The sequence below is a fragment of the Pseudochrobactrum sp. B5 genome (assembly GCF_001939785.1).
Lineage (GTDB): Bacteria > Pseudomonadota > Alphaproteobacteria > Rhizobiales > Rhizobiaceae > Pseudochrobactrum > Pseudochrobactrum saccharolyticum.
The window spans coordinates 1372717-1396185 of sequence record NZ_MOYL01000001.1 but is presented as its reverse complement, the minus strand read 5'-3'; the positions used below and the strand labels follow the sequence as shown (position 1 = coordinate 1396185).

23 protein-coding genes are annotated in these 23469 nt (G+C 50.7%); 16 read left to right on the top strand and 7 right to left on the bottom strand.

The window, feature by feature from the left end:
* The first annotated feature begins 124 nt into the window (after positions 1 to 124).
* From BKD14_RS06235 to BKD14_RS06220, 4 genes are all read left to right on the top strand, one after another.
* A complete protein-coding gene (locus BKD14_RS06235) occupies positions 125 to 1009 on the top strand; it encodes a 23S rRNA (adenine(2030)-N(6))-methyltransferase RlmJ (protein WP_075654647.1) in 885 nt (294 codons plus the stop codon).
* Between the two features lie 104 nt (positions 1010 to 1113).
* Positions 1114 to 1551: a hypothetical protein gene (locus tag BKD14_RS06230; RefSeq protein WP_022712151.1), complete on the top strand. Its 438-nt coding sequence runs from the start codon at positions 1114 to 1116 to the stop codon at positions 1549 to 1551.
* A 7-nt stretch (positions 1552 to 1558) separates the two neighbouring features.
* Complete coding sequence (locus BKD14_RS06225) at positions 1559 to 2407, top strand: ribonuclease T (RefSeq protein ID WP_245293563.1); 849 nt, start codon at positions 1559 to 1561, stop codon at positions 2405 to 2407.
* Between the two features lie 21 nt (positions 2408 to 2428).
* Positions 2429 to 3031: a glutathione S-transferase family protein gene (locus tag BKD14_RS06220; protein ID WP_075654645.1), complete on the top strand. Its 603-nt coding sequence runs from the start codon at positions 2429 to 2431 to the stop codon at positions 3029 to 3031.
* 78 nt (positions 3032 to 3109) lie between these two features.
* On the opposite strand, the gene BKD14_RS06215 is transcribed toward BKD14_RS06220, so the two are convergent.
* Positions 3110 to 3760, bottom strand: coding sequence for an outer membrane protein (locus BKD14_RS06215; protein ID WP_075654644.1), 651 nt, complete (start codon positions 3758 to 3760; stop codon positions 3110 to 3112).
* A gap of 146 nt (positions 3761 to 3906) precedes the next feature.
* Between BKD14_RS06215 and BKD14_RS06210 the strand changes: the two genes are divergently transcribed.
* Positions 3907 to 4098 carry a hypothetical protein gene (locus BKD14_RS06210; RefSeq protein ID WP_075654643.1) on the top strand — a complete coding sequence of 64 codons (192 nt, stop codon included), beginning with the start codon at positions 3907 to 3909 and terminating at the stop codon, positions 4096 to 4098.
* A gap of 107 nt (positions 4099 to 4205) precedes the next feature.
* Here BKD14_RS06210 and BKD14_RS06205 read toward each other — a convergent pair whose 3' ends face one another.
* The gene (locus BKD14_RS06205; protein WP_075654825.1) at positions 4206 to 4856 is read right to left on the bottom strand and encodes an outer membrane protein; all 651 of its coding nucleotides are present in this window, start codon (positions 4854 to 4856) and stop codon (positions 4206 to 4208) included.
* 424 nt (positions 4857 to 5280) lie between these two features.
* On the opposite strand from BKD14_RS06205, the gene BKD14_RS06200 reads away from it, so the two are divergent.
* The 6 genes from BKD14_RS06200 (at position 5281) to BKD14_RS06175 (ending at position 11032) form a co-directional block, all read left to right on the top strand.
* The gene (locus BKD14_RS06200) at positions 5281 to 6063 is read left to right on the top strand and encodes an SDR family oxidoreductase (RefSeq protein WP_139316329.1); all 783 of its coding nucleotides are present in this window, start codon (positions 5281 to 5283) and stop codon (positions 6061 to 6063) included.
* A 38-nt stretch (positions 6064 to 6101) separates the two neighbouring features.
* Positions 6102 to 8156: an excinuclease ABC subunit UvrC gene (gene uvrC, locus BKD14_RS06195; protein ID WP_245293584.1), complete on the top strand. Its 2055-nt coding sequence runs from the start codon at positions 6102 to 6104 to the stop codon at positions 8154 to 8156.
* A 251-nt stretch (positions 8157 to 8407) separates the two neighbouring features.
* Entirely contained in the window at positions 8408 to 8986 is a 579-nt protein-coding gene (pgsA, locus tag BKD14_RS06190; protein WP_022712159.1) for a CDP-diacylglycerol--glycerol-3-phosphate 3-phosphatidyltransferase, read from the top strand.
* A gap of 8 nt (positions 8987 to 8994) precedes the next feature.
* A complete protein-coding gene (gene moaD, locus BKD14_RS06185; RefSeq protein ID WP_075654824.1) occupies positions 8995 to 9252 on the top strand; it encodes a molybdopterin converting factor subunit 1 in 258 nt (85 codons plus the stop codon).
* Between the two features lie 4 nt (positions 9253 to 9256).
* Positions 9257 to 9733 (top strand): molybdenum cofactor biosynthesis protein MoaE, encoded by a 477-nt coding sequence (locus tag BKD14_RS06180; protein WP_075654640.1) that lies wholly within the window; start codon positions 9257 to 9259, stop codon positions 9731 to 9733.
* Positions 9734 to 10237: 504 nt separating this feature from the next.
* Positions 10238 to 11032, top strand: coding sequence for an META domain-containing protein (locus tag BKD14_RS06175; protein WP_075654639.1), 795 nt, complete (start codon positions 10238 to 10240; stop codon positions 11030 to 11032).
* Positions 11033 to 11154: 122 nt separating this feature from the next.
* On the opposite strand, the gene ndk is transcribed toward BKD14_RS06175, so the two are convergent.
* Positions 11155 to 11577: a nucleoside-diphosphate kinase gene (gene ndk / locus BKD14_RS06170; protein WP_075654638.1), complete on the bottom strand. Its 423-nt coding sequence runs from the start codon at positions 11575 to 11577 to the stop codon at positions 11155 to 11157.
* 355 nt (positions 11578 to 11932) lie between these two features.
* On the opposite strand from ndk, the gene BKD14_RS06165 reads away from it, so the two are divergent.
* Positions 11933 to 12445, top strand: coding sequence for a DinB family protein (locus BKD14_RS06165; protein WP_075654823.1), 513 nt, complete (start codon positions 11933 to 11935; stop codon positions 12443 to 12445).
* A gap of 77 nt (positions 12446 to 12522) precedes the next feature.
* Positions 12523 to 14430, top strand: a complete 1908-nt coding sequence (locus BKD14_RS06160) for an ATP-binding cassette domain-containing protein (protein ID WP_075654822.1) — start codon at positions 12523 to 12525, stop codon at positions 14428 to 14430.
* A gap of 69 nt (positions 14431 to 14499) precedes the next feature.
* Here BKD14_RS06160 and BKD14_RS06155 read toward each other — a convergent pair whose 3' ends face one another.
* The 4 genes from BKD14_RS06155 to BKD14_RS06140 form a co-directional block, all read right to left on the bottom strand.
* Positions 14500 to 15054 carry a hypothetical protein gene (locus BKD14_RS06155; protein WP_075654637.1) on the bottom strand — a complete coding sequence of 185 codons (555 nt, stop codon included), beginning with the start codon at positions 15052 to 15054 and terminating at the stop codon, positions 14500 to 14502.
* A complete protein-coding gene (locus BKD14_RS06150; RefSeq protein WP_075654636.1) occupies positions 15054 to 15503 on the bottom strand; it encodes a DNA polymerase III subunit chi in 450 nt (149 codons plus the stop codon). The genes BKD14_RS06155 and BKD14_RS06150 overlap by 1 nt, the downstream gene beginning before the upstream one ends.
* 128 nt (positions 15504 to 15631) lie before the next feature.
* Entirely contained in the window at positions 15632 to 16237 is a 606-nt protein-coding gene (locus BKD14_RS06145) for a hypothetical protein (RefSeq protein ID WP_075654635.1), read from the bottom strand.
* 327 nt (positions 16238 to 16564) lie between these two features.
* Complete coding sequence (locus tag BKD14_RS06140; RefSeq protein WP_075654821.1) at positions 16565 to 18052, bottom strand: leucyl aminopeptidase; 1488 nt, start codon at positions 18050 to 18052, stop codon at positions 16565 to 16567.
* A gap of 280 nt (positions 18053 to 18332) precedes the next feature.
* Between BKD14_RS06140 and lptF the strand changes: the two genes are divergently transcribed.
* The 3 genes from lptF to BKD14_RS06125 are packed head-to-tail and all read left to right on the top strand — an operon-like array spanning position 18333 to position 22980.
* On the top strand, positions 18333 to 19538 hold the full coding sequence (gene lptF / locus BKD14_RS06135; protein ID WP_075654634.1) for an LPS export ABC transporter permease LptF: 1206 nt from the start codon (positions 18333 to 18335) through the stop codon (positions 19536 to 19538).
* Complete coding sequence (lptG, locus tag BKD14_RS06130) at positions 19535 to 20623, top strand: LPS export ABC transporter permease LptG (protein ID WP_075654633.1); 1089 nt, start codon at positions 19535 to 19537, stop codon at positions 20621 to 20623. The genes lptF and lptG overlap by 4 nt, the downstream gene beginning before the upstream one ends.
* On the top strand, positions 20623 to 22980 hold the full coding sequence (locus tag BKD14_RS06125) for an LPS-assembly protein LptD (RefSeq protein ID WP_075654632.1): 2358 nt from the start codon (positions 20623 to 20625) through the stop codon (positions 22978 to 22980). Before lptG ends, BKD14_RS06125 begins: the two co-directional genes overlap by 1 nt.
* Positions 22981 to 23469: the final 489 nt, after the last annotated feature.

Here is a 23469-nt window from a genome sequence, read left to right as displayed (position 1 = left end):
ACATCCGGTATGCTGGTTATGGCATAATCCCGTCTGAACAGATATATGGCATTGACCATGACAAAGCGTCCTGCTTTGAATCCCGCCTGCAGCACTGCGCTTTCGAACACCGGAAATACTGAATATGAATTATCGTCACGCCTATCACGCCGGAAATTTTGCCGATGTGTTCAAACATATCGTTCTGACCCGTGTGCTGCTTTATATGCAGCGCAAGGAAGCCGCCCTGCGCGTGATTGACACTCATGCAGGCATCGGCCGCTATGACTTAAGTGGTGTGGAAGCCGGTAAAACACTGGAATGGCGCAGCGGTATCGAGCAGGTTTTTGACGCCAAAGCAGCAGGTTCTATTCCCGCAGCAGTGCTGGAACTGATCGCGCCTTATCTCGATGTCATTGAACAGGAAAACAGCACCGTCAAAGGCAGCAGCCTGCGTTATTATCCGGGTTCACCATTACTGACCCGGAAGCTGATGCGCGCGCAGGATCGCCTTTCGGCACTGGAACTGCATCCGCAGGATTTCAAAACACTGGCCGCTTTATTTGAAGGCGATTACCAGACCCGTGTCACCGAATTGAATGGCTGGCTGGCGCTGGGTGCACATCTGCCGCCCAAAGAGAAACGCGGTGTGGTGCTGGTTGATCCGCCATTTGAAATTGCCGGAGAATTTGACCGCCTCGTTGAAGGACTGGTGAAAGCGCACCGCCGCTTTGCCACCGGCACCTATGCCCTGTGGTATCCGGTGAAAGACCGCCGCGAGGTCAACCGCTTCATCGCTAATTTGAAAGAAACCGGCCTACCGAAAATTCTGCGGCTGGAACTGGCTGTGCGTGCGCCGTCGCAGGAGCCGCGTTTTGACGGCACCGGTATGATTGTCATCAATCCGCCTTATCTGCTGCAGGAAGAAATGACTAAAATCTCACCATGGCTGGCAACGCTTTTCGGAGAGAATAATCAGGGCAGCTATAAGATTGAATGGATCAACGGCGAAGAGCGGACAGAAAAATAAGTGCTCATTTGCCAATGATCACTCTCTTGTGCGTTGTTGAGGCTTGACCCGACACAGGAATATGGCAAAAACTTCGGTTAACAGTTTTCAATAAGGACAGATTCATGTCATTACGCTCCGCTTTTGCTTTCGCGCTGCTTGCAGGTCTGTCAGCAGGATCTTTTTCTCAGGCACAGGCTGCGGATTATATTGCAACTGCCCCTGCCGTGACTGATCCTGTCTGCCACGAACAAAGCGTCATCAACAGCGCAGTCGCACAGTTCGACCGCCTTGTGCGCGGTGTACCGGAAATGCCTGCTGTCAGCATCAATGCCGTCAGCAATGTCAGCGCAACACGTTATGACCCGAAAACCTATCCGTCAGGTATTGAGCGCCATTATTGCCGCGCCACTGCCGTGCTCTCCAATGGCGAGAACCGCAATATCTGGTATATGGTAGAAGAAAGTCAGGGACTGGCATCCATGGGACGCAATGTCGAATCCTGTGTAGACGGTTTTGACAAGTGGTTTGTCTATGACGGCCGCTGCCGCGTGCTTCGCTGATCCGCATATGTCACGCATCCGATTGAAAGCACACAGCCCGTTTGCACCCAGCAAAACGGGCTGTTTTTCTGTTGCCACGGCTTTGCTTGCCTCCGCACTCGCTTTTACTATGCCAGCATCAGCACAATCCCTCAGTGACAAGCTGATGCAGAGCATGGGCAATGATCTGCACAAACTAAAGCCTCTGAACAATCAGGACAGACCGGTTTTAAGGCCGGAGAATAAAATCCCGCAGCGTATACCGGCAAAACCGCAGGATGCGCCAGCAGCATCCGGCAATGCGAATTTTGACTTCTATGTCCTGTCGCTCAGCTGGTCACCAAGCTATTGCGCTGATAATGGCAACCGCTCCAATGCCCGCCAACAATGCGGCACCGGCCGCAATTACGGTTTCATCGTTCATGGTCTGTGGCCGCAATATGATCGTGGTTTTCCTGAAAGCTGCGATCACCGGCAGGCCAATGACACGGTGCCACGGGATATCGTCTCATCCCTGTCTGACATTATGCCCTCAGCCGGTCTGATGCGTCATGAATGGCGCAAACACGGCACCTGCGCGGGGATCAGCCAGCGCGATTATTTCTCCACGCTGGGCAAGGCCTATCAGGCTGTGACTGTTCCGCCTGCCTTGCGCAATGTCGCAAGTCCGCGCAATGTTGATCCGCAGCTTGTTGAAAAGGCATTCATTGCCGCAAATCCGGGTTTGACCGGAGATGCAATTGCCGTGACCTGCAATCGCAGGCGTCTTCAGGAGGTGCGTATCTGTATGGATAAAGGCCTCAAATTCCGTTCATGCGGCGAAGTGGATCGTAGTTCCTGCCGCAGCCGTTCCGTTACTCTGCTTCCTAACCGTTGATCTCTTATCTCAGGTTCCAACATGCACAAACTTTACACATCCCCTTCCTCACCTTTCAGCGCCAAAGTGCGTCTTGCAGCGCAATATGCCGGTATTGAACTGGAAAAACATATTGTCGTGACCAGCGAAGAACCGGCAGAACTGATTGCCGCCAATCCGCTCGGCAAAATTCCGACGCTGGTTACACCGGAAGGTAAAACTGTTTTCGACAGCCGCGTCATCACCCAGTATCTCAACCGCATTTCCGGCAACAAGCTGTTTCCGCGCAATGCTGAGAAGCGTCTGGATGCTGAAAAATTTGAAGCAATTGCAGATGGTCTTGCCGATGTGCTGGTAGCGCATGTCTATGAACGCCGTATGCGCCCTGAAGAAATCGTGCATCAACCGGTGCTGGACTGGTACTGGAAAAAGGCAGAACGCACGCTCGATCTGCTAAATGAAACAGCGCCGCGTATCGGCACCAAAATCCATGGCGGGCACATCGCTATTGCCGCAACGCTCGGCTATCTCAATTTGCGCTTCGGCAATGGCTGGGAACGCGGCCGTCCGAAACTGAAACGCTGGGTCAAGCGCTTTGCCGAAGTGCATCCGGAACTGGCGGCACAATTGCCGAAAGCGGCATAAAATAATAAACGACAAAAAAGCCGGGAATTGCTTCCCGGCTTTTTTATCAGGGTTGATCTCAACTAAATGAGATATTCCTTAGAACTTGTAGCCAACACCCAGACGGATATCGTGGGTCTGCAGACCACCGTCATTGACAGTGCCGCTATCCAGCTGGAAGTCTTTCTTGCCGAAATCGGAATAACGGTATTCCAGACGGGCAGTTACATTCTGTGTCAGGAAGGTTTCAGCACCGGCACCGGCTGTCCAGCCAACGCGGAACTTATCCTGCGATGAGGTTGCATCGGAGAATTTAACCTGCGTACCGGCAACACCGGCTGTCACATAAGGCATAACCGGCCCCATATCGACACCAAGACGGCCGCGCAGCGAGCCTTCAAAACCGCTCTTCGCAGTCAGACCGAGCTCTTCTTTCTTAGCCCAGTTGTAACCGGCATCACCTTCCACACCGTAAACGATATTGTCGTTCTGGAAGTTCCAACCGGCATAACCGCCGAATTTGGCATTATTGTCTTTCAGATCACCAACATAGTTGTCAGTTTTGAATTTGTTAATGCCGTAGCCAAGATACAGACCGGTATAGCCGCCTGCCCAGCTGCTCTGAGGAGCAACATCTACAACCGGTGTCGGCTCATATGTCTGCGGTTGAATCGCATCTGCGGCAAAAGCTGTGGCCGAAAGCGGCAACAACGCAACAGAAGCAAGTGCCAGAGATTTGATAGTGCGCATACGCCTTGTCCTTATAAATTTCTAAACTGTTGTACAGCGAAGCCTCCAGACCTGACCTGTAACGGCTGAGCTGAACGCGATACGCCCCGTCTTCCTTCCGATCCATTTCTGTGCGGGAGAAAGAAGATTGCTTAACAAGGCAAAAGATGACGCTGAATTACGGCAGCAGAAATGCCGTAGCATGGAAAAAAACCGGCCTTATTATGGCTGAAACATGTCAGTCAAAACCACTGCCGAACAGGCTGAAACCACCACAACTATTTGATAATAAATTTATATCTTGTTTTTCTTATAAAAAAGAAGGCCGGAAAATTCCGGCCTTCTTTACCGCCTCTTAACCGCATCCCGACATTCGTCTTTTTTATCGCTGAGGATAGGCGTCATTATTTATCCGAATCCGCTCAGCCAAACGCGCTAAGGCGAATCTGTGAAAAATGCGTGGTTTTCAGAATTTATAGCCAACACCCAAACGGATATCGTGGCTCTGCAATTTTGCTGATGGCACAGCAACATTACCCAATGTGAGATCCTTCTTGCCAAAGTCAGAATAGCGATATTCAAGACGTGCACTGACATTTTGTGTCAGCATGGTTTCGGCTCCGACACCGGCAGTCCAGCCAAGACGAAATTTCTTACTGGAATCTGCATCATTGCTGTAACGCACCTGCGTACCGGCAACACCCGCAGTTACATAAGGCATGACTGCGCCCATATCATAGCCAAGACGGGCACGCAGAGAGCCGTCAAATCCGCTGCGGGCACTCAGACCATCTTTGGTTTTCTTTGCACCGTTGTAACCGGCATCACCTTCCACACCATAAACGATATTGTCGTTCTGGAAGTTCCAGCCCGCATAGCCGCCAAGCTTCACATTGTTATTTTTCAGATTACCGGCAGCGGATTTGTTTTTGAAATTATTTGCACCGGCACCAAGATAAAGTCCGATATAACCACCCTCCCAGGTTTTCTGCGGTGGTGTCTGCACAACCGGAGCAGGAATGTCTGGCTGCGCACGAACAATATCAGCTGCCGAAGCCGGTACAGCAAATGAAAGAGCCGAGGCTGAAACCAGCGCCAGAGTTTTAAAATGTTTCATAAAATTTCCTTGCAATATTCCAATTTTAAAAATGAGAACCGGATTGCCAAAAACATATTTCAATCCGGCATTATTCCCCTGTCATATCCGACAGGAGAGTCTTGGCTTAAATGCACAAAAACGACCAGAAAACGGCAGAAAAGCAGCAGAAAAACGAACCGAAACTGATGATGCAACGAGGCAACATTTTCTTAAATATTAAATAGTTACCGTATTTTTTGAATAGTATTGCAAGCCGCAAAAACTTCAGCCTTAAAAACAAGCCGCAGCCTATCTTCTACAGATTTTTTGTCAGGCATTTTTCCTTCACGCTAAAACAGGTTATTCCATGATACTATGCGATCATATTTGCTGATTTGCATGCACATGAAGTCAGAATCATTTCACCCGCCGGATATGCCATAACCAAAGGAGCCTGCCCCCGATGACTGCCAAGCGGACTATGTCTGAGGTTTTACCCGTCACCCTGATTACCGGCGGCGCAAAGCGTATTGGCAGCCATATAACTGAGGATCTGGCTACACGCGGCTATCCGGTTAACATTCATTGCAATCGTTCCGCCACACAGGCAGAAGCACTGGCGCAACGCATCCGCGATAAAGGCGGCAAAGCCGCTATTGTGACCGCAGACCTGTCGGACAATGCACAGGTAGCCACGCTGATGGATAAAGCGGCAGCGCATTTCGGCCCCGTGGAGCTGCTGGTCAATAATGCTTCCGTTTTTGAAGACGACCGTATCGGCACCCTCACCCACGATCTCTGGGATCGCCATTTTGCCGTACATCTGAAAGCACCGGTCTTTCTGGCACAGGCTATGGCCGAGGCTTTACCGGAAGATAAACAGGGGCTGATCGTCAATATTACCGACCAGCGCGTGTGGAAGCTCAATCCGCAATTCATTTCCTATACCCTGTCCAAAACCGCATTATGGACAGCCACACGCACTTTGGCACAGGCGCTTGCGCCGGCAATCCGCGTCAATGCAATCGGCCCCGGCCCGACATTGCCGAGCGAGAGACAGCATATTGAAGATTTCGAAAAGCAGGTTGATGCAGTGCTGCTAAAAAAAGCTCCGCTGCTCGATGAATTTGCCGCGACGATTGACTATCTGTGGAGAACACGGTCCGTCACAGGGCAAATGATTGCGCTGGACGGCGGACAACATCTGGCATGGGAAACGCCGGATATTGCAGGTATTTCGGAATGACACAAAGCATAAACGGCAATGATATTGCCCATCCGGACATGGAGCCGGATGAGGATGTCTTACTGACAGATGATGCCGGAGATGACGAAGACAACTTCCCCGAGGAGGCAAGCTCTGCATCTGCGCTGGCCAGCAATATACGCTGGGATTCCGCGCTGGATGAGTTTGACGCATCGACCCAGAATTTAAGCGGGCCGGATGTCATCAATGCTTTTGTGAAAAAACTGCCGAACAATCCCGGCGTTTACCGCATGTTCAACCGTGAGGGTGACGTGCTCTATGTCGGCAAAGCCAAAAGCCTGAAGAAGCGTGTCAGTAATTATGCCCGTGGTCAGGGACACAGTAACCGCATTGCCCGTATGATCCGCGAAACGGCAACTATGGAATTTGTCGTTACCCGCACGGAAACAGAAGCACTGCTGCTGGAAGCGAATCTCATCAAACGCTTACGTCCGCGTTTTAATGTTCTGCTTCGGGATGATAAATCCTTTCCCTATATTCTGATTTCCGGCGACACCCGTGCACCCGGTATTTTCAAGCATCGCGGCGCGCGCTCCCGTAAAGGCGAATATTACGGTCCTTTTGCCTCTGCCGGTGCTGTCACACGCACGATTAATGTGCTGGAGCGTGCCTTTCTTTTGCGCAGCTGCGCCGACTCGATGTTTGAGAGCCGCACGCGCCCTTGTCTGCTGCATCAGATCAAGCGCTGTTCCGGCCCCTGCACGCATGAAATCAGCGATGCAGATTATTCAGAACTGGTGCGGGAGGCGAAGTCCTTTCTCTCCGGGCGCAGCAAAGCCGTGCAGCAGCAGATGCGCGATGCGATGAGTGCCGCCGCTGAAGAGCTGGATTTTGAACGCGCCGCTATTTTCCGCGACCGGTTGTCGGCTTTGTCGCATATCCAGTCCCATCAGGGTATCAATCCGCAAACTGTGGATGAGGCTGATGTTTTTGCCATTCATCAGGAAGGCGGACTGGCCTGTATTCAGGTCTTTTTCTTCCGCACCGGCCAGAACTGGGGCAACCGCGCTTATTTTCCTAAGGCTGATCCCTCCCTGTCAGCGGCGGAAGTGCTTGGTGCTTTCATCACCCAGTTTTACGATAACAAGCCCTGCCCGCAACTGATCCTGCTGTCTGAAACGGTGGAAGAACAGGAACTGCTGGGCGACGCCCTGTCGGCTTCTGCAGGACGCCGTGTGACGCTCAATGTGCCGCAGCGTGGTGAAAAGAAAGACCTCGTCGATCACGCCATGACCAATGCCCGCGAAACGCTGGGGCGCAGGCTGGCCGAAACCTCATCACAGGCGCGTCTGCTGAAAGCTATGGCCGAGACTTTCGAACTACCGCGCATTCCGCGCCGTATTGAGGTTTACGATAACTCTCACATCATGGGCACCAATGCTGTGGGCGGCATGATTGTCGCCGGACAGGACGGTTTCGTCAAAAACCAGTATCGCAAATTCAATATCCGCTCCACGGAGATTACACCGGGCGACGACTTCGGAATGATGCGCGAAGTGATTGAGCGCCGTTTTGGCAGGCTGATAAAAGATCATATGAAAGAGTTGGAGGAGCAGGCTCCAAAGACACTCTTAGAGAATGAAACCGATGCAGACGACATTACGGATGACGGTTTCCCTGCGTGGCCTGATGTTATTCTGATCGATGGCGGTCAGGGACAAGTCGGTGCGGTTCGTGATATTCTCACGCAACTTGGCATCAATGATAAGGTCATATCCATCGGTATCGCCAAGGGCGTTGACCGTGAAGCAGGGCGTGAACGGTTCTTTGTCAGCGGCAAACCATCATTCACCCTGCCGCCGCGTGATCCGGTACTGTATTTCATTCAGCGTATGCGCGATGAAGCACACCGTTTCGCTATCGGCACCCATCGGGCAAAGCGCAAAAAAGAAATGGTCAAAAGTCCGCTGGATGAAATTGCCGGTATCGGCCCTTCCCGCAAGCGTGCTTTGCTGCATGAATTCGGCACGGCAAAAGCAGTTGCAGGTGCGGCTCTGGCAGATCTCATGCAGGTGGAAGGCATCTCGGAAGCATTGGCGCAAACCATTTATGACCACTTCCGCGATCAATAATGGGTTATCTGACGCAATATGCACATAATAAGCCTTAAAAAGCCGGTCTGAGTGTTGCTTTTTACCCTATTGCGGGATTGATGGTAACCAGCTGACAATGATTTGTCGTGTAGCGTAATACACATCCCGAAAGTGGTGAAACTATTTTCGGACAAGATGTGCGTCTAAAGATTTTCATGAGCCGTAAGGCTTACTTCTCCAGTCGTGGGTTTCCCGCTCACGCTTATCCAGAATACGGGTTTTAGGGGACTATGAGTAAACACACATTATCACTGCCCAACATCCTTACTTACGCACGTATCGTTGCTGTGCCACTTGTGGTTCTGTGCTTTTTTCTTGAAGGCCATCTGAAGAGCAGTGACACCGCAAGATGGTGGGCGCTCGGCCTGTTCGCTGCCGCCAGCATCACGGATTTCTTCGACGGCTATCTGGCACGTATGTGGAAACAGACATCCAGCATCGGCCGTATGCTTGACCCGATTGCTGATAAGCTGCTGGTCTCCGCAATTCTGCTGCTGCTGGCCGCCGACGGCACTATTGCCGGCTGGACTCTCTGGGCTGCGATTATCATCCTCTGCCGCGAAATTCTGGTTTCCGGTTTGCGTGAATATCTGGCGGATCTGAAAGTCAGTGTGCCGGTTTCGCAGCTGGCAAAATGGAAAACCACTATTCAGATGATTGCGCTGGCTTTTCTGCTTGCCGGCCCTGCCGGTGACAAAATCCTGCCTTATACAACGGAAACAGGGCTGATCCTGCTGTGGATTTCAGCAATTCTGACACTTTATACCGGTTGGGACTATTTCCGTGCCGGTATCAAACACATGATCTGATGGCCGTTATGACAGTCAAACTGGTATATTTTGCATGGGTACGGGAGCAGATCGGCAAGTCTGACGAGAGTCTCGACCTGCCTCAGACTGTCAAAACCGTGTCTGACCTGCTGAACCATCTTTCCGGCATTGATGAGAATTATGCGCATGCTTTACGCTTTTCCGATGTGATCCGCGTGGCGATCAATCAGGAACATGTGGAGCATGACACGCCGATTGCCGGTGCGCATGAGATTGCCCTGTTCCCGCCAATGACCGGAGGCTGAGGCAATGCAGCCGACTATTCTTGTCTCGCAAGATGACTTTGATGCGGCTGCCCTTACTGCCCGTATGACTGAAGGGCGCACAGATATCGGCGCGGTTGTCAGTTTTACCGGCTTTTGCCGTGATGAGAATAAAACACTTCAGGCGCTGGAACTTGAACATTATCCGGGCATGGCAGAAGCGCAGCTGGCGCGTATTGCTGCCGATGCTATGCAACGCTGGCCGCTACAGGGCATTACCATTGTTCATCGCAGTGGTCTCATCAAAGCCGGTGAGCAGATTGTGTTTGTCGCCACAGCCAGCAAACACAGACAGACCGCTTTTGAAGCCGCAGAATTTCTGATGGATTATCTCAAGAGCGATGCGCCTTTCTGGAAGAAAGAACATCTGATCGCCCCTGCTCCCGAGAATGGCGATCCGCAATCGGGCTGGGTTAAAGCCAAAGCCAGCGACGAAGACATGAAGAAGCGCTGGCAGGATTAGAGCGACCTTTGTGTGCCAAGTCTGGCACACGGCGCTCTAAGACAACTCAGCTTTGCCTGAGCCAAAATCCCGTTTGAATATTTTACAATCCTGTGAAATTATTTGCACTGACTTGCATTGCCATAAGTAAACCATAAAATCAGGGCAGTAGCTGATACAGCATATTTATATGATTCAACTCGTGTTTTATCCGGATTTGAGCCTATAGTCCGGAGAGCACTTACGACTCATGGATATGCATTGATTCCAGAATTACCGGTTTAAATGACTGGTGAGCATTTTTTAGTCGTCCGGCAATTTCATTATCCAAAACAGATCAAAGAAGATTTCTGACAACTAAACAATGAGGAAAACCACATAACAACACGTGTTAAGGTTAAAACTTAACGTAAATTATGTGTTTAGTCATTTGGCGTTAATATACCGCCGGTTAAAATGCCAGCTCGGACAACTTCTGGAAAACGGAGAGAGTCTAAACTGGCAGTGCAACAAACAGGACAGAATATGTTGATTGGTAAAGCGCGCATCATTGCTGCATCCCTGATAGGACTGGCCGTCTTAGGCGGCAGCGCAATGATCCTTTCCTCAACCATGCCGACGCAGAGTATCGCATCTGAAAAAACAATACGTGGCACTGTCATGTATCGCGAGCGGATTGCCCTGCCTCCGGAGGCCACGTTGAATGTGCAGTTGCTGGATGTTTCTCTCGCTGATGCGCCGGCTCAGGTAATTGCCGAACAGCAGCTCAGCAATATTCCATCCGCGCCAATTCCGTTTGAGCTGAAATTCGATTCTTCCAAGCTCGTTGCAAAGCATACCTATGCCTTGCAGGCACGTATCAGCGCCGGTGATACTCTGTGGTTCATCAATGACACACGCCATGAGTTCAATCCGGAAAAATTTGACAGCGCTTATGAAATCCGTGTTGTCAATGTGCGCAAAAATACCAGCCTGCAAACACCGCTGACACTGGAAAATCATGAATGGCTCACAGAGGATATCCGTGGCGCCGGTGTAATTGATTTTGCCCAGACAACCCTGTCAATTTCCCCGAGCGGCGAAGTGTCCGGCTCCGGCGGTTGCAACCGTTATTTCGGCAAAGCAACAATTACCGGTGAAGCGCTGAATTTCGGTACCATCGGCTCCACATTCATGCAGTGCCCGCCTGCCCTGATGGATCAGGAAACCAAATTCCTTGACGTTCTGAAACAGACCCGTCAGTTCAGCATTAATAACGGCAAACTCTATCTGCTGGGAGATAACGGGCTGGAGCTTGCCCGTCTCGCCAATAACAGCTGATTTGTCTGATCTTTGAATTAAAACGGGCACGCTTTCAAAAGCGTGCCCGTTTTTTTACATCTCTGCATATAAAAAAAGCGCCGCATTGCTGCAGCGCTTTTTAAAATCAAAGACTAAATAAATTAGCCAACGATTTCTGTCGAAGAGAACCAGTAGGTGATTTCCTGAGCAGCTGTTTCAGGAGCATCGGAACCGTGCACCGAGTTTTCACCGATCGACAGAGCGAAAGTTTTACGGATTGTACCTTCAGCAGCATCTGCCGGATTGGTTGCGCCCATAACTTCGCGGTTTTTCAGGATTGCGTTTTCGCCTTCCAGAACCTGAACGATTGTCGGGCCGGAAGTCATGGTTTCAACCAGCTCACCGAAGAAAGGACGTGCTGCGTGCACTGCGTAGAAGCCTTCAGCTTCGCGCTTGCTCATCCATACGCGCTTGGAAGCAACAACACGCAGACCAGCTTCTTCGAGCTTGGCGGTGATTGCACCGGTCAGGTTGCGCTTGGTTGCATCTGGCTTGATCATGGAAAAGGTACGTTCGATGGCCATTTTTGTCCTGTATATATTTAGAGGAAAGGTGCCGTTCTATACCCTCACAGCCTTTTACAGTCAAATAAGATCATTAAACCTGCTGTAAAATGCTGCTGAAAGTGCGGTGAAAACGCGCCCCATTCTGTTTCTGTTTACTCAGTCCTGTCTCATCGTGCTGAGCATCATTTTAGCTGCGCCGCCATACATAGCTTTCACATAATACAATGGAATGACAAGGCACTGATAATAAAGTGATTTAGCCTGCCATAAGTGCAAAGACAGGTTATAGTTAACAGCGCTCATGACAATAACAGCGATTCTGTATTGCACGGGCTGTCTTTTGCTGTTTTTGGTTTTTGATGAGAGCTTGATGATGAAGCAACATTTTCTGATGCTTGCTGCCTATAATGGCTGGGCCAATAAACAGCTTTTTGACGCGGTTGCGGCTTTGACTGAAAGCGAATACCGGCAGGATGCAGGCCTGTTTTACAAATCCGTTCATGCCACGCTTAATCATCTGCTGGGCAATGACCGATTGTGGATGAAGCGCTTTACCGGTGAAGGTGATCACCCCAAAACTGCAGATGCCATTCTCTATCTGGCTTTGTCCGATCTGCGCGCTGCCCGTCTGCAGGAAGATACGCGCATTCTGGAATGGCTGGAAGGACTTTCACCTGCCGAAGTTTCAGGGCGTTTTGTGTTTCTCAATATGAGCGATATGCGCACCATCAGCCAGCGGCTTGCCCCTGCCCTTGCCCATATGTTCAACCATCAGACCCATTATCGCGGGCAGGTTCATGCTGCCCTCACCATGCTGAAACATACGGCACCGGAACTGGATATGATGATTTTCCAGAAATCGGAATCCGGTCGCCGCTTCGTCTGATATTTTCGCCTCTGCGCAAGCATAACCGGACGTTTTTGCCTCTTGCACAATTGCAATATCCCGTGCAAAACCGCTCTATGTTGATCCTTAATGATATAACCGTCCGCATGGTCGGACGCGTCCTCATCGACCATGGCAGTGCAACACTGCCATCTGGTTCAAAGACCGGTTTTGTCGGCCGCAACGGCACGGGCAAATCAACGCTGTTCAAGGTGATTACCGGTGAATTATCGTCAGATACCGGCGATATCTCTATTCCGAAAAACACCCGCATCGGTCAGGTTGCGCAGGAAGCACCCGGCACAGAAGAGTCTCTGATCGAGATTGTGCTGAAAGCCGATAAAGAGCGACTGGCTCTGTTGCAAGAAGCAGAAACGGCGACTGATCCGGCACGTATTTCTGAAATTCATATCCGTCTTGCCGATATTGAATCCCATTCAGCGGAAGCCCGTGCCAGCGCCATTCTCTCCGGCCTTGGCTTCGATGCGGAAGCGCAACTGCGCCCTGCTTCATCCTTCTCCGGTGGCTGGCGTATGCGTGTGGCTCTGGCGGCTGTGCTGTTTGCCCAGCCTGATCTGCTGCTGCTTGACGAACCAACCAACTATCTCGACCTTGAAGGCGTGTTGTGGCTGATCGACTATATCAAACGCTATCCATACACTGTCATCATCATCAGCCATGATCGCGATCTGCTGAACTCGGCGACCAGTTCCATTCTGCATCTTGAGAATAAGAAGCTGACTTTCTGGAAGGGTAATTACGACCAGTTTGAACGTCAGCGCGCCGAGATGCTGGAATTGCAGCAGAAGCAGCGTGTGAAGCAGGAAGCCCATCGCAAGCACATGGAATCCTTTGTAGAGCGGTTCCGCGCCAAGGCTTCCAAAGCGCGTCAGGCACAATCCCGTCTGAAAGCCCTGCAAAAGCTGAAGCCGATAGCCGCGCATTATGACGAGCATGTGCAGCCATTCCGCTTTCCTGAAGCGGAAAAAGCGGCAGCATCGCCAATCATCGCGCTGGAAAATGCCGATGTCGGTTATGAAACTGGTAAGCCAATCCTGCGCAATCTTTCACTGCGCATAGATAATGACGACCGCATTGCCCTGCTCGGCTCCAATGGTAACGGTAAGTCCACTCTGGCCAAGCTGATCTCCGGACGGCTGAAACCGGAAGGCGGCACGCTGACCCTTTCACCAGCGCTGAAGGTTGCCTTCTTTGCCCAGCATCAGCTTGATGATCTGGTGCCGGAAGACAATGCCATTGAGCATGTGCGCAAGCTGATGCCAGATGCACCGGAAGCCAAAGTGCGTGCCCGTGTCGCCCAGATGGGGCTGGCAACGGAAAAGATGCTCACCAAAGCCAAGGAGCTTTCCGGTGGTGAAAAAGCACGCCTGCTGATGGGGCTGGCAACATTCCACGGCCCGAACCTGCTGATCCTCGATGAGCCAACCAACCATCTGGATATCGACAGCCGCGAAGAACTGGTTCATGCGCTGAATGATTTCAAAGGCGCTGTGATCCTCATCGCCCATGATCGTCATCTCATCGAAGCGACCATGGATCGGCTGTGGCTGGTGCGTAACGGCACGGTCAAACCTTATGACGGCGATCTGGATGATTACCGTTCTTTGGTTCTGAGCGATAAAAGCACACCGAACAGCACTATTGAGGCTATTCAAGAGGTCGCTATTGTTGATGAAGGACCAAAACTCAGCAAAGCAGATCAGCGTAAACAGGCTGCGCAGAAGCGTGAACAGCTTAAACCGCTGCAGAAAAAGATTAATGATTCCGAGTCTTTAATGCAAAAACTGCAGAAAGAGATTCAAGCACTGAAAGGCAAACTGGAAGATCCTGAACTTTATACCAAGGATGCCCAGAAAGCCGTGCAGTTCAATATTGATCTGAAGTCCGCTGAAACCAAACTGGCAGACGTTGAAGAAAAATGGCTGACCTATTCTGCGGAATATGAAGAGGCAATGGCTGATTAACAGCACATCTGAGCCATAAAGATTAAGCCCGCCGGTTCTGTGAAACGGCGGGCTTAATTATCAGACAATTCAGGCTTTCTGCCGTCTGCGTGTACGCATAAATCCGTAGAGACCGGCCACCATAACCACCACACCCATCATGGTGATATTCTCGTCAACCGGAGCTGCGCCACGGCGCAAAACCAGATCGGCTTTTGTCAGCGACAAACCGTCTTCCACCGCCCGCACGCTGAATTCATAAGTGCCGGCCTGTAAGGTTTCCATATCTTTTGCGCTTTGGCGGATCACCGCACCGCTTTGCGGCAGATCACGCTGTTCATTACCGCTTTTCGGGCTGTAGCTGAGGCGCTCCGCCAATACCGGCACACCATCACGTGACACTGCCAGATTAAGCACTGACTGCTTTTGTCCGCTGGTTACGCCCTGCATTGGTTGCGCATCAACAAAAATACGCAATGGCGCATCTTCAGGTTTCAATTGTACTTTCGCAGACTGATAACCGCCCTCGCGCTGATAGAGCACCCATGTGCCGATTTCCTCGCCGCCGAAATGACGCTGCGCCCATGGCCAGATCACACCGGTTGCCAGACCAACGAGAAACAGCAGAATACAAAAAATACGCATCAGGCTTTTTTCTCCCAGCGGCGGTCTGCATTTTGCTGCCAATAGGTCAGCTGATGTCCTGCGGCTTTCAGGCTCTTCCATTGCTCTCGCGCTTTGGTCAGCTGGGCAGCGTCGTGTCCGTCAAACATCACCACCAGACGATCATAGTTCTCAGCACCGGCGATTTCCGCGCCTTCCACAACAAAACGCACTGTTGCGCCGTTCAGATTATCCGTGGTGGTTGTGAGCAAGGCGGGCTGATGTTCTGCATGGGGCTGTACATCTGTGCCATGAGCAAGAAATGAGGCATTGCTCCATGTCCACAGCAAGCGGTCGAGTTCATCGCGGCGTTCTTCCGATGTCATCTGGATTGTCACACGCCAGCCCCGCTCTAACGAGCGGTCAACCAGCCCCGGCAAAGCTTCATCCAGAACGGATTCAGTCAGATGATAAAACAGAATTTCCGCCATCAGCCAATGCAGGGAACCGCGCCCCTTACCTCTCGCATCTCATATATACCGGATAACAGCTTAAACCAGAAACAAAACGGCCTGTCGATCAGACAGGCCGCCTCATACAGAAAAACCGGAGATTATAATCAGGCGGTTGCAGAACGGGGTGCCTGTTGCGGCGCAGTGATGCTGCGCACACCAAGGCACAACAGCGTAAAATAGCTCAGGCTTTCCAGTGCTTCTTCCAGAAACTCGTTAAAGGCAAGCCCGTGCATTTTCTCAAAAACCTCGCCGAGAGCGATGAGTGCCGCTGCCAGATAAAAAGGCCATGCTTTACGGCTGAAAACAAAGGTCAATACAGGGCGCACATAATCTGAATGGCGGAAAACATAAATAGCGGCGAAAGCGATGACGATAATTGCCTCATGCCAGCGGAATGCATGGGATTTAATGTAATTGCTCACCGGCCCTGTCGGCTCGATTTCAAATTCACGGAAGAAGAAAATCCACATCAGTACGGACATACCGATTGCAAACATTCGCGCAGGCCCCTCACTGCGCAGGCCGCCGATAAAAAACGCGATTGCGGCAAGACCGAGATAAACCAGCTGCAAATTCTCGAGCAATCCGGCCTCTCCCATTTCGACGACAAGATTGTCAAAATCTGTCACGAAGAAAAAGAACAGAACATTTAATAAAAGCAGTACCAGCATTGCACTGATGAAACTGCGCGAAGCATAAGATGGAAACACAATTTTATCCGGAATAAACAGCCAGCCCGTCCTTCAGGGGTGCCAAAACCGGCGGACACAGCATCTCAATGAACATTTTGTGACATCTTAACAAGTTCTTGTTGCTGCGCACAATTAAAATTCATATTGCGCCGGTCAATTTTTATTGAGGTATTTATTTCCGTCGGAGCGTATCGCGTTTAAGTGAGGCCACAGTGCTCGCTCTGTCTCCTTGTTTTTACACATGTCGCCGAAAACCGGTGTCTGCCTTTCCGCGACATGCTTTAAAATACAAAAAAGCCGGTGCGAACACCGGCTTTCTCAATCATGTGGCAGGATAACTGCTTATCAACCTTCGTAATGATCGCGAACGAGGCGGTCCAGAACACGGACACCAAAGCCCGAACCCCAGGATTCATTATATTCGCTGGCAGGTGAATCCATCGCAGTACCGGCAATATCCAGATGCGCCCAAGGTGTATCGCCGACAAAACGCTTCAGGAACTGAGCCGCAGTGATTGAACCGGCTGGACGACCGGCCGAGTTACGCATATCTGCGAATTTGGAATCGATGATCTTGTCATATTCCTTGGTGAGCGGCATACGCCACAGTTTTTCACCGCTGGTCTGACCGGCATCAAACAGCTGTTCTGCCAGTTCATCATCATTGGAGAACAGGCCTGCATGTTGTGTGCCCAGTGCAATCACAATCGCACCGGTCAGCGTTGCCAGATTGATCATGAAGCGTGGCTTATGGGTCTTGGCGGTGTAATATAGTGCATCAGCCAGAACCAGACGGCCTTCCGCATCGGTATTGATCACTTCAATCGTCTGACCGGACATGGTGGTGACGATATCACCCGGACGCTGTGCATTGCCATCCGGCATATTTTCCACAAGACCGATCACGCCGATAACATTGGCCTTAGCTTTACGGCCGGCCAATGCGCGCATCAGACCGGTAACGGCAGCTGCACCGCCCATGTCACCCTTCATATCTTCCATACCAAGCGCAGGCTTGATGGAGATACCGCCGGTATCGAACACAACGCCCTTACCGACAAAAGCAACCGGCTTGTCTTTGGCTTTGCCACCGTTCCATTCCATCACCACGAGACGCGGCGGACGGACAGAACCCTGAGCAACGCCGAGCAGCGAGCCCATGCCGAGTTTTTTCATTTCTTTTTCGGTGAGAATGGTGATTTTAACACCAAGTTTCTCAAGCTTTTCTGCTTCCGCAGCAAATTCAACCGGGCCGAGCACATTTGCAGGCTCATTGACCAGATCGCGCGCCAGCAGCACACCTTCACCAATTTCAGCCGCGGCTTCGTAAGCTTTTTCTGCACCGGCAGCATCAGCAACCTGAATGGTCAGCTTAATATCTTTAGCCTCAGCCTTATCATCGCTTTTCTTGGTTTTGTACTTGTCAAAACGATAAGCGCGCAGTTGTGCGCCCAGAGCAAAATCCGCAGCCGCTTCAGCCGAAATTTCCAGACCGTCAATTGCGAGAATTGCATTGGCTTCAGCGGATTTGCCGATTTTGGCGAATGCCGCGCCGCCGATTTTCAGCCAGTCATCATTTTTCAGCTTGGCAGGATCGCCGATACCAACCAGAACCAGACGCTCTGCGCCTGCACCGTCAGCAAGGTAAGTTTCAAGCGTTGCACCAAGTTTGCCCTTGAAACCGGCTTTGGTAATCAGGCCGGAAACGAAACCTTCGCCGCCAACATGATTTGCCTGTGCGGCAACCGAACCGTCTTTGCTCACGGGTACAATCACGACATCTTTCAGCTTTTCTGAAAAATTCGAGAACTTGATGACTGGATTTTTGGACATAATAACTCCAATAGGTAAAAACAGAGTCGCATAACTCAAATGCATTGTGTGGCTCTATCAAGACCAAACCACAAGCCATAAATTACCGTCTCTGACGAATAAGTGTTTTGTTAACCTAATTTCTTTGTCTATTTTTAGCCAAGACCCGATTATGATAAACACGGATTATATGACAAGCGTTTGCGTGCCGTCTTTAAACGATTATAAGATGTCAGCAAATTCGTATAACCGGCAGATAATAACAGGTTCAGCCCTAAGGTTCAGGATGTAAATTCAGCATATGAAACTGATCGAGCGATACATCCTGCGCCGCGTAGGAATAATGTTTCTGGCCGTGTTCTGCGCGGCCATCGGCATTACGTGGACAGTGCAGGTATTGCAGCGCATCAACTTCCTGACTTCCAGCGGCCAGTCTCTGGCAACAGCCATCCAGTTTTTCTCGCTGTTTATTCCCTCCGTCATCCCTCTGGTGATGCCGTTTGCACTGGTGATTGCCATCACGCAGACACTCTCCACCATGAATCAGGATTCGGAGCTGGTGGTTATTAATGCCTCGGGCAGCCCGCGCACGGCCGTTATCCGGCCGGTATTGCTGTTTGCTGCCATGCTTGCGGTTATTTCATTTCTGGTTGCCAATTTCGTCGATCCTTATGCACGCTATAATATGCGTTCCATGCTGGCCAATGCGAGCGCAGATTTGATCAATGTGGTTGTGCAGGAAGGCAGCTTCCGCAGATTGTCCGACAATCTTTATGTGCAGATTGCCGAGCGTAAATCAGACGGCAGCATCGGCGGCATGTTCATCGCCGATTCCCGCGATGCCAATACGGATCTGGTTTATTATGCACTGGACGGTGCTATCGCCAATAATAACGGCAATGACGTTCTGCTGATGAATAATGGTGAGATTCAGCGCCGGGAAGTTAAAACCGGCAATGTTTCCATCATCAAATTTGATCAATATGCGTTTGATCTGAGCCAGTTCACAGATACAGGCGGTGATATGGTTCTTTATGCCAAAGACCGTCACCTGTCCTATCTCATCAATCCGGACAAGAATGACCCGATTTTTCAGACCAAGCCACTGCAATATCGCGCGGAACTGCATAAACGTCTGACAAACTGGCTCTATCCTTTTGTTTTCGCAATGATTGCTCTGGTTCTGGCTGGCGATGCGCGTTCCCATCGTGAAGCGCGAGTTTCCGCTTCTTTCTCGGCGATTTCGCTTTCTCTGATCGTCTATTGGGCCGGATATTTTGTGTCTGACCGCGCTGAGAAGAACCTGAGCTATGTGCCGGTCATGTATCTTATTCCGCTCGGTGTCATTGCGGTCTGCCTCTATGCATTGTTCAGCGGACGCTCACTCAGCCTGCCGACCTCATGGTCAGACAGAATTCAGGACATAACCGAACAATTAACAGCCCGCCTGCGTCCGCTTTATGAGCGTTTTGCCGGCAAGAAAAATACATCAGGAGGTCAGTCATGATCGGCTGGACGCTCGGACGCTATTTTTTCATGCGCTATGTGCAAACCACGCTGTATTTTCTGCTGGGTATTTTTGCATTGTCGCTGCTGCTCGATTTTACGGAAAATGCCAGCAAGCTCTCCACCCTCCCCGATTATTCGGCATGGGCGGCACTCGGGCTTTCCGCGATGCGCATTCCCTTCATCATGCAGCAGGTTATTCCGTTTGTGGCGCTGTTCTCGGCTATGGCCACGCTGATTTCGCTGAACCGCCGCTATGAACTGGTGGTAGCGCGTTCAGTTGGTGTTTCCGCATGGCAGTTTCTGCTGCCTGCCTGTCTTGGTGCCTTCCTGTTCGGTCTCATCACCATTTTCATCATTAATCCGCTTGCGGCTTATGGTTTTGAAAAATCGCTGGAAATCAGCACGCGCTGGCAAAACGGCAATGTTAATCAGGCTACAGCGCTGCGCGATCCATGGCTGCGCCAGAAGTTTGATGAACAGGAAACCATTATCGGCGCCAAGGGCATTCTCGCACAGGGAACGCATCTGACCGGTGTCAGCTTCTTCGTCTTCAATGAAGACAAGACAATCAAAGAGCGTTTTGACGCCCGCGATGCTCAGCTGGAAGACGGTTACTGGAACCTGACCAATGTGACCCATATTGTCGAAGGTCAGGAACCTAAAGAACTTTTATCCACAAAGATTCCGACCCAGTTAAAACCGGAATTTCTCGAAGAAAAACTTTCTTCGCCCGACACGATTCCATTCGTGCAATTGCCCCTTAAGATTGAAGTCGCCCGCTCTTTCGGCTTTTCGGCCACCGCTTTTGACATGCAGTTCCAGTCTTTACTGGCTTTGCCTGCTCTTTTGATGGCCATGACGCTGATTGCTGCAACAGTCTCATTAAAATTTGTGCGTTCCGGCCAGTCCGGAGCAATGATTCTGGGTGGCATCATTGCCGGGTTCGTGCTTTATGTCGTAACTGTACTTGCCAAAGCCTTTGGCACGGCAGGATTCGTGCCGCCATTTGTAGCGGCATGGGTACCGGTATTGATTGCAACATTTTTTGGAATCTCCTTTTTGCTCCATAAGGAGGATGGTTAGTGGGATTGAGTAGCTCCCGCACGGTAGTATCTGAGTACTTCACGCGTCTGGCACGCGGGACAGCTCTGGCGTGCATTTTTTCCACCTCTGTGATCATCTCCATGTCTTCCGTGGCTTACAGTCAGGAAGCAGCGCCTTCTGACGACTTCGGTAGCCAGTATCAGACCAATCCTGATGCCAAGATGCTGCTGCAGGCAGACAATCTGATTGTCGACCGCGATCAGAATACAGTTACCGCAGCGGGCAATGTTCAGATTGAATATGACGGTAACCGTCTGGTTGCACGTCAGGTTGTCTACAACCAAAAAACCAAACGCATGGTCGCTAAAGGCAATGTTGAAATTGTCGAAAAAGACGGCAACCGCATCTATTCTGATGAAATCGATGTAACGGATGATTTCCGCGATGGCTTTGTAAACGGCCTGCGCGTTGAAACCGTTGATGACACACGTTTTGCAGCGGAAAGCGCGGAACGCAGTCTCGGTGAAATCACCACATTTAATAATGGTGTTTACACCGCCTGCCGTGCCTGTGAAAAAGATCCGAGCAAGCCGGTTCTCTGGCAGGTTAAAGCCAAAAAAATTATCTGGAACGGCACCAAGAAAACTGTCCGCTTTGAAGGCGGCCGTTTTGAAATGTTCGGCAAATCGCTTTTTGCCTTACCTGCTTTCGAAATTGCTGACCCGACCATCAAGCGCAAGAGCGGCTTCCTGTTCCCGAGCTTCCTCTATAAAGACGAGCTGGGTTTCGGTATGCGGGTGGGCTATTTCTGGAATCTGGCTCCGAATTATGACATCACCACTTATGGCACAGGCCTGACAAAACAGGGCTTTTTAAGTGAAACCGAATGGCGTCACCGTCTTGAAAACGGCTCTTATAATATCCGCGTAGCGGGTATTTATCAGGCGAAGCCGGGAGAGTTTGGCTCCGCAACAGTTGATGCGCAAGAGCGTTTCCGCGGCATGGTTGCCTCCAAGGGCGACTTCAAAATCAATCCGCGCTGGAGCTTCGGCTGGGATGTTATCGCCCAGACCGACAAGAATTTCAGCCGTACCTATAAAATCGGCGGCTATAGCGGTGAATCGCTGACATCCAATGTCTATCTGCGCGGTATATCCGGTCGCAACCATCTTGATATTAACCTGTACAAGTTCAAAGTTCAGGAAGATGTGCTGAATGGCACAACAAATGCAGTGGATACGAAACAGCCTTGGGTTCTGCCAAGTGTTGACTATCTCTATACTGTTCCGGGTTCTGTCTATGGCGGCGAACTGACCATTACCAGCAATCTGCAGGGCATTTATCGCGAAACTTCTGATAAAATTTATCTGAATCAGAATCAGAACAACGCTGTCCGCTTCCTGAATGGCATGAAGGGCACCAGTGCCCGTCTGACAACGGAAGCAGAATGGAAACGGACTTTCATCACCGAGCAGGGTCTGGTCATTACCCCTCTCCTCGCTCTGCGTGGCGATGCGATTGGTATTAGCACCAATGACACATTCGGTACTGTGAATGAAATCCGTTCGCAGGCTTTCCGCGGTATGGCGACTGCCGGTCTGGAAGTCCGCTGGCCGATCCTGTTCTCCACAACCAGCATGACACAGGTGCTGGAGCCGACAGCGCAGATTTTTGTTCGTAATGACGAGCCTTATGCCGGTCGTCTGCCGAATGAAGATGCACAGAGCTTTGTTTTTGATGCGACCAGTCTATTCCAGCGCGACAAGTTCTCCGGTTACGACCGTGTTGAAGGCGGTACTCGCGCCAATCTTGGTCTGCGCTATTCCGGCAATATGAATAATGGCTGGTCCATCCATGGTCTTGCCGGTCAGTCCTTCCAGCTGGGTGGCCTGAACTCCTTTGCCGAAAGCGACTTTGCCGGTGCCGGTGCGGATTCCGGTCTTGAAGGCAAGCGTTCTGACTATGTTGCAATGCTTGGTATGTCCAACAATTCCGGCCTCGCTTTTGCTGCACGCGGACGCTTTGACAAAGACAGTTTCGATGTCAAACGCGGTGAAGTGGAAGCCAGCCACAGCGGCCAGATTGTTCAGGCCTCGGTTAAATATGCTTATATTGCCAAGCAGCCGGATTATGGCTACGCGAATGATCGTCAGGAAGTCAGTCTGAGCGCTTCAACACGTTTCAAAGAAAACTGGCGTGTGTTTGGTTCCGGTACCTATGATATCGTATCAGAAACTCTGGTACGTGCTCAGTCCGGTCTGGCCTATGATGATGAGTGCTTCACCTATTCGATGGCCTATATTCAGACACGCAGTCCGGGTCAGGATAAGATTTCCCATTCGGTCGGCTTCAATATTTCCTTCCGTACATTGGGCGATCTGGGCAGTTCATTCTAAGCCCGTTTGACAATCAGGAATTATATTACGGCCTGCTTTATGCGGGCCGTAATTTTATCCAGAGCGGTTTACGTTCAGATTGGATCATAGCGCTCGCTCTAAATTCTTTATTTGGTCGCATTATCACGGGCGTCAAGTTGATCCATCTTGACTGTGAAATGCTCCAGAGCATGTCACGGTAAAGCGGGCACCGATTTTCCGATAACGACATGCGTGAAAACAAAGAGATCGAGCGGTTCTACCAGCTCAATATTAACAGGAACCGCTCTGAACCTGCGTATTGCACGCAGTTTATTTCATAAACGCATCATAAAATCGTACGATTTACACTCTAATCCTCATTCGGAACGCATCTGTATATCGGAATACAGCAATGCAAACAGGGGATAATGGCAGCAATCACACAGGCTTTGACTGTGGAGAATAAAGATTGTCTGCGTAGTTTTAGATAAGAGCGGTATAAACGGGGTCGAAATTCGCTGTTTTCAT

What these genes read in the sequence shown, in the direction of transcription:
- BKD14_RS06235 (WP_075654647.1), top strand. Translation starts at nt 125, where the DNA reads ATGAATTATCGTCACGCCTATCACGCCGGAAATTTTGCCGATGTGTTC.
- BKD14_RS06230 (WP_022712151.1), top strand. Translation starts at nt 1,114, where the DNA reads ATGTCATTACGCTCCGCTTTTGCTTTCGCGCTGCTTGCAGGTCTGTCA.
- BKD14_RS06225 (WP_245293563.1), top strand. Translation starts at nt 1,559, where the DNA reads ATGTCACGCATCCGATTGAAAGCACACAGCCCGTTTGCACCCAGCAAA.
- BKD14_RS06220 (WP_075654645.1), top strand. Translation starts at nt 2,429, where the DNA reads ATGCACAAACTTTACACATCCCCTTCCTCACCTTTCAGCGCCAAAGTG.
- BKD14_RS06215 (WP_075654644.1), bottom strand. Translation starts at nt 3,760, where the DNA reads ATGCGCACTATCAAATCTCTGGCACTTGCTTCTGTTGCGTTGTTGCCG.
- BKD14_RS06210 (WP_075654643.1), top strand. Translation starts at nt 3,907, where the DNA reads ATGACGCTGAATTACGGCAGCAGAAATGCCGTAGCATGGAAAAAAACC.
- BKD14_RS06205 (WP_075654825.1), bottom strand. Translation starts at nt 4,856, where the DNA reads ATGAAACATTTTAAAACTCTGGCGCTGGTTTCAGCCTCGGCTCTTTCA.
- BKD14_RS06200 (WP_139316329.1), top strand. Translation starts at nt 5,281, where the DNA reads ATGACTGCCAAGCGGACTATGTCTGAGGTTTTACCCGTCACCCTGATT.
- uvrC (WP_245293584.1), top strand. Translation starts at nt 6,102, where the DNA reads ATGGAGCCGGATGAGGATGTCTTACTGACAGATGATGCCGGAGATGAC.
- pgsA (WP_022712159.1), top strand. Translation starts at nt 8,408, where the DNA reads ATGAGTAAACACACATTATCACTGCCCAACATCCTTACTTACGCACGT.
- moaD (WP_075654824.1), top strand. Translation starts at nt 8,995, where the DNA reads ATGACAGTCAAACTGGTATATTTTGCATGGGTACGGGAGCAGATCGGC.
- BKD14_RS06180 (WP_075654640.1), top strand. Translation starts at nt 9,257, where the DNA reads ATGCAGCCGACTATTCTTGTCTCGCAAGATGACTTTGATGCGGCTGCC.
- BKD14_RS06175 (WP_075654639.1), top strand. Translation starts at nt 10,238, where the DNA reads ATGTTGATTGGTAAAGCGCGCATCATTGCTGCATCCCTGATAGGACTG.
- ndk (WP_075654638.1), bottom strand. Translation starts at nt 11,577, where the DNA reads ATGGCCATCGAACGTACCTTTTCCATGATCAAGCCAGATGCAACCAAG.
- BKD14_RS06165 (WP_075654823.1), top strand. Translation starts at nt 11,933, where the DNA reads ATGAAGCAACATTTTCTGATGCTTGCTGCCTATAATGGCTGGGCCAAT.
- BKD14_RS06160 (WP_075654822.1), top strand. Translation starts at nt 12,523, where the DNA reads ATGTTGATCCTTAATGATATAACCGTCCGCATGGTCGGACGCGTCCTC.
- BKD14_RS06155 (WP_075654637.1), bottom strand. Translation starts at nt 15,054, where the DNA reads ATGCGTATTTTTTGTATTCTGCTGTTTCTCGTTGGTCTGGCAACCGGT.
- BKD14_RS06150 (WP_075654636.1), bottom strand. Translation starts at nt 15,503, where the DNA reads ATGGCGGAAATTCTGTTTTATCATCTGACTGAATCCGTTCTGGATGAA.
- BKD14_RS06140 (WP_075654821.1), bottom strand. Translation starts at nt 18,052, where the DNA reads ATGTCCAAAAATCCAGTCATCAAGTTCTCGAATTTTTCAGAAAAGCTG.
- lptF (WP_075654634.1), top strand. Translation starts at nt 18,333, where the DNA reads ATGAAACTGATCGAGCGATACATCCTGCGCCGCGTAGGAATAATGTTT.
- lptG (WP_075654633.1), top strand. Translation starts at nt 19,535, where the DNA reads ATGATCGGCTGGACGCTCGGACGCTATTTTTTCATGCGCTATGTGCAA.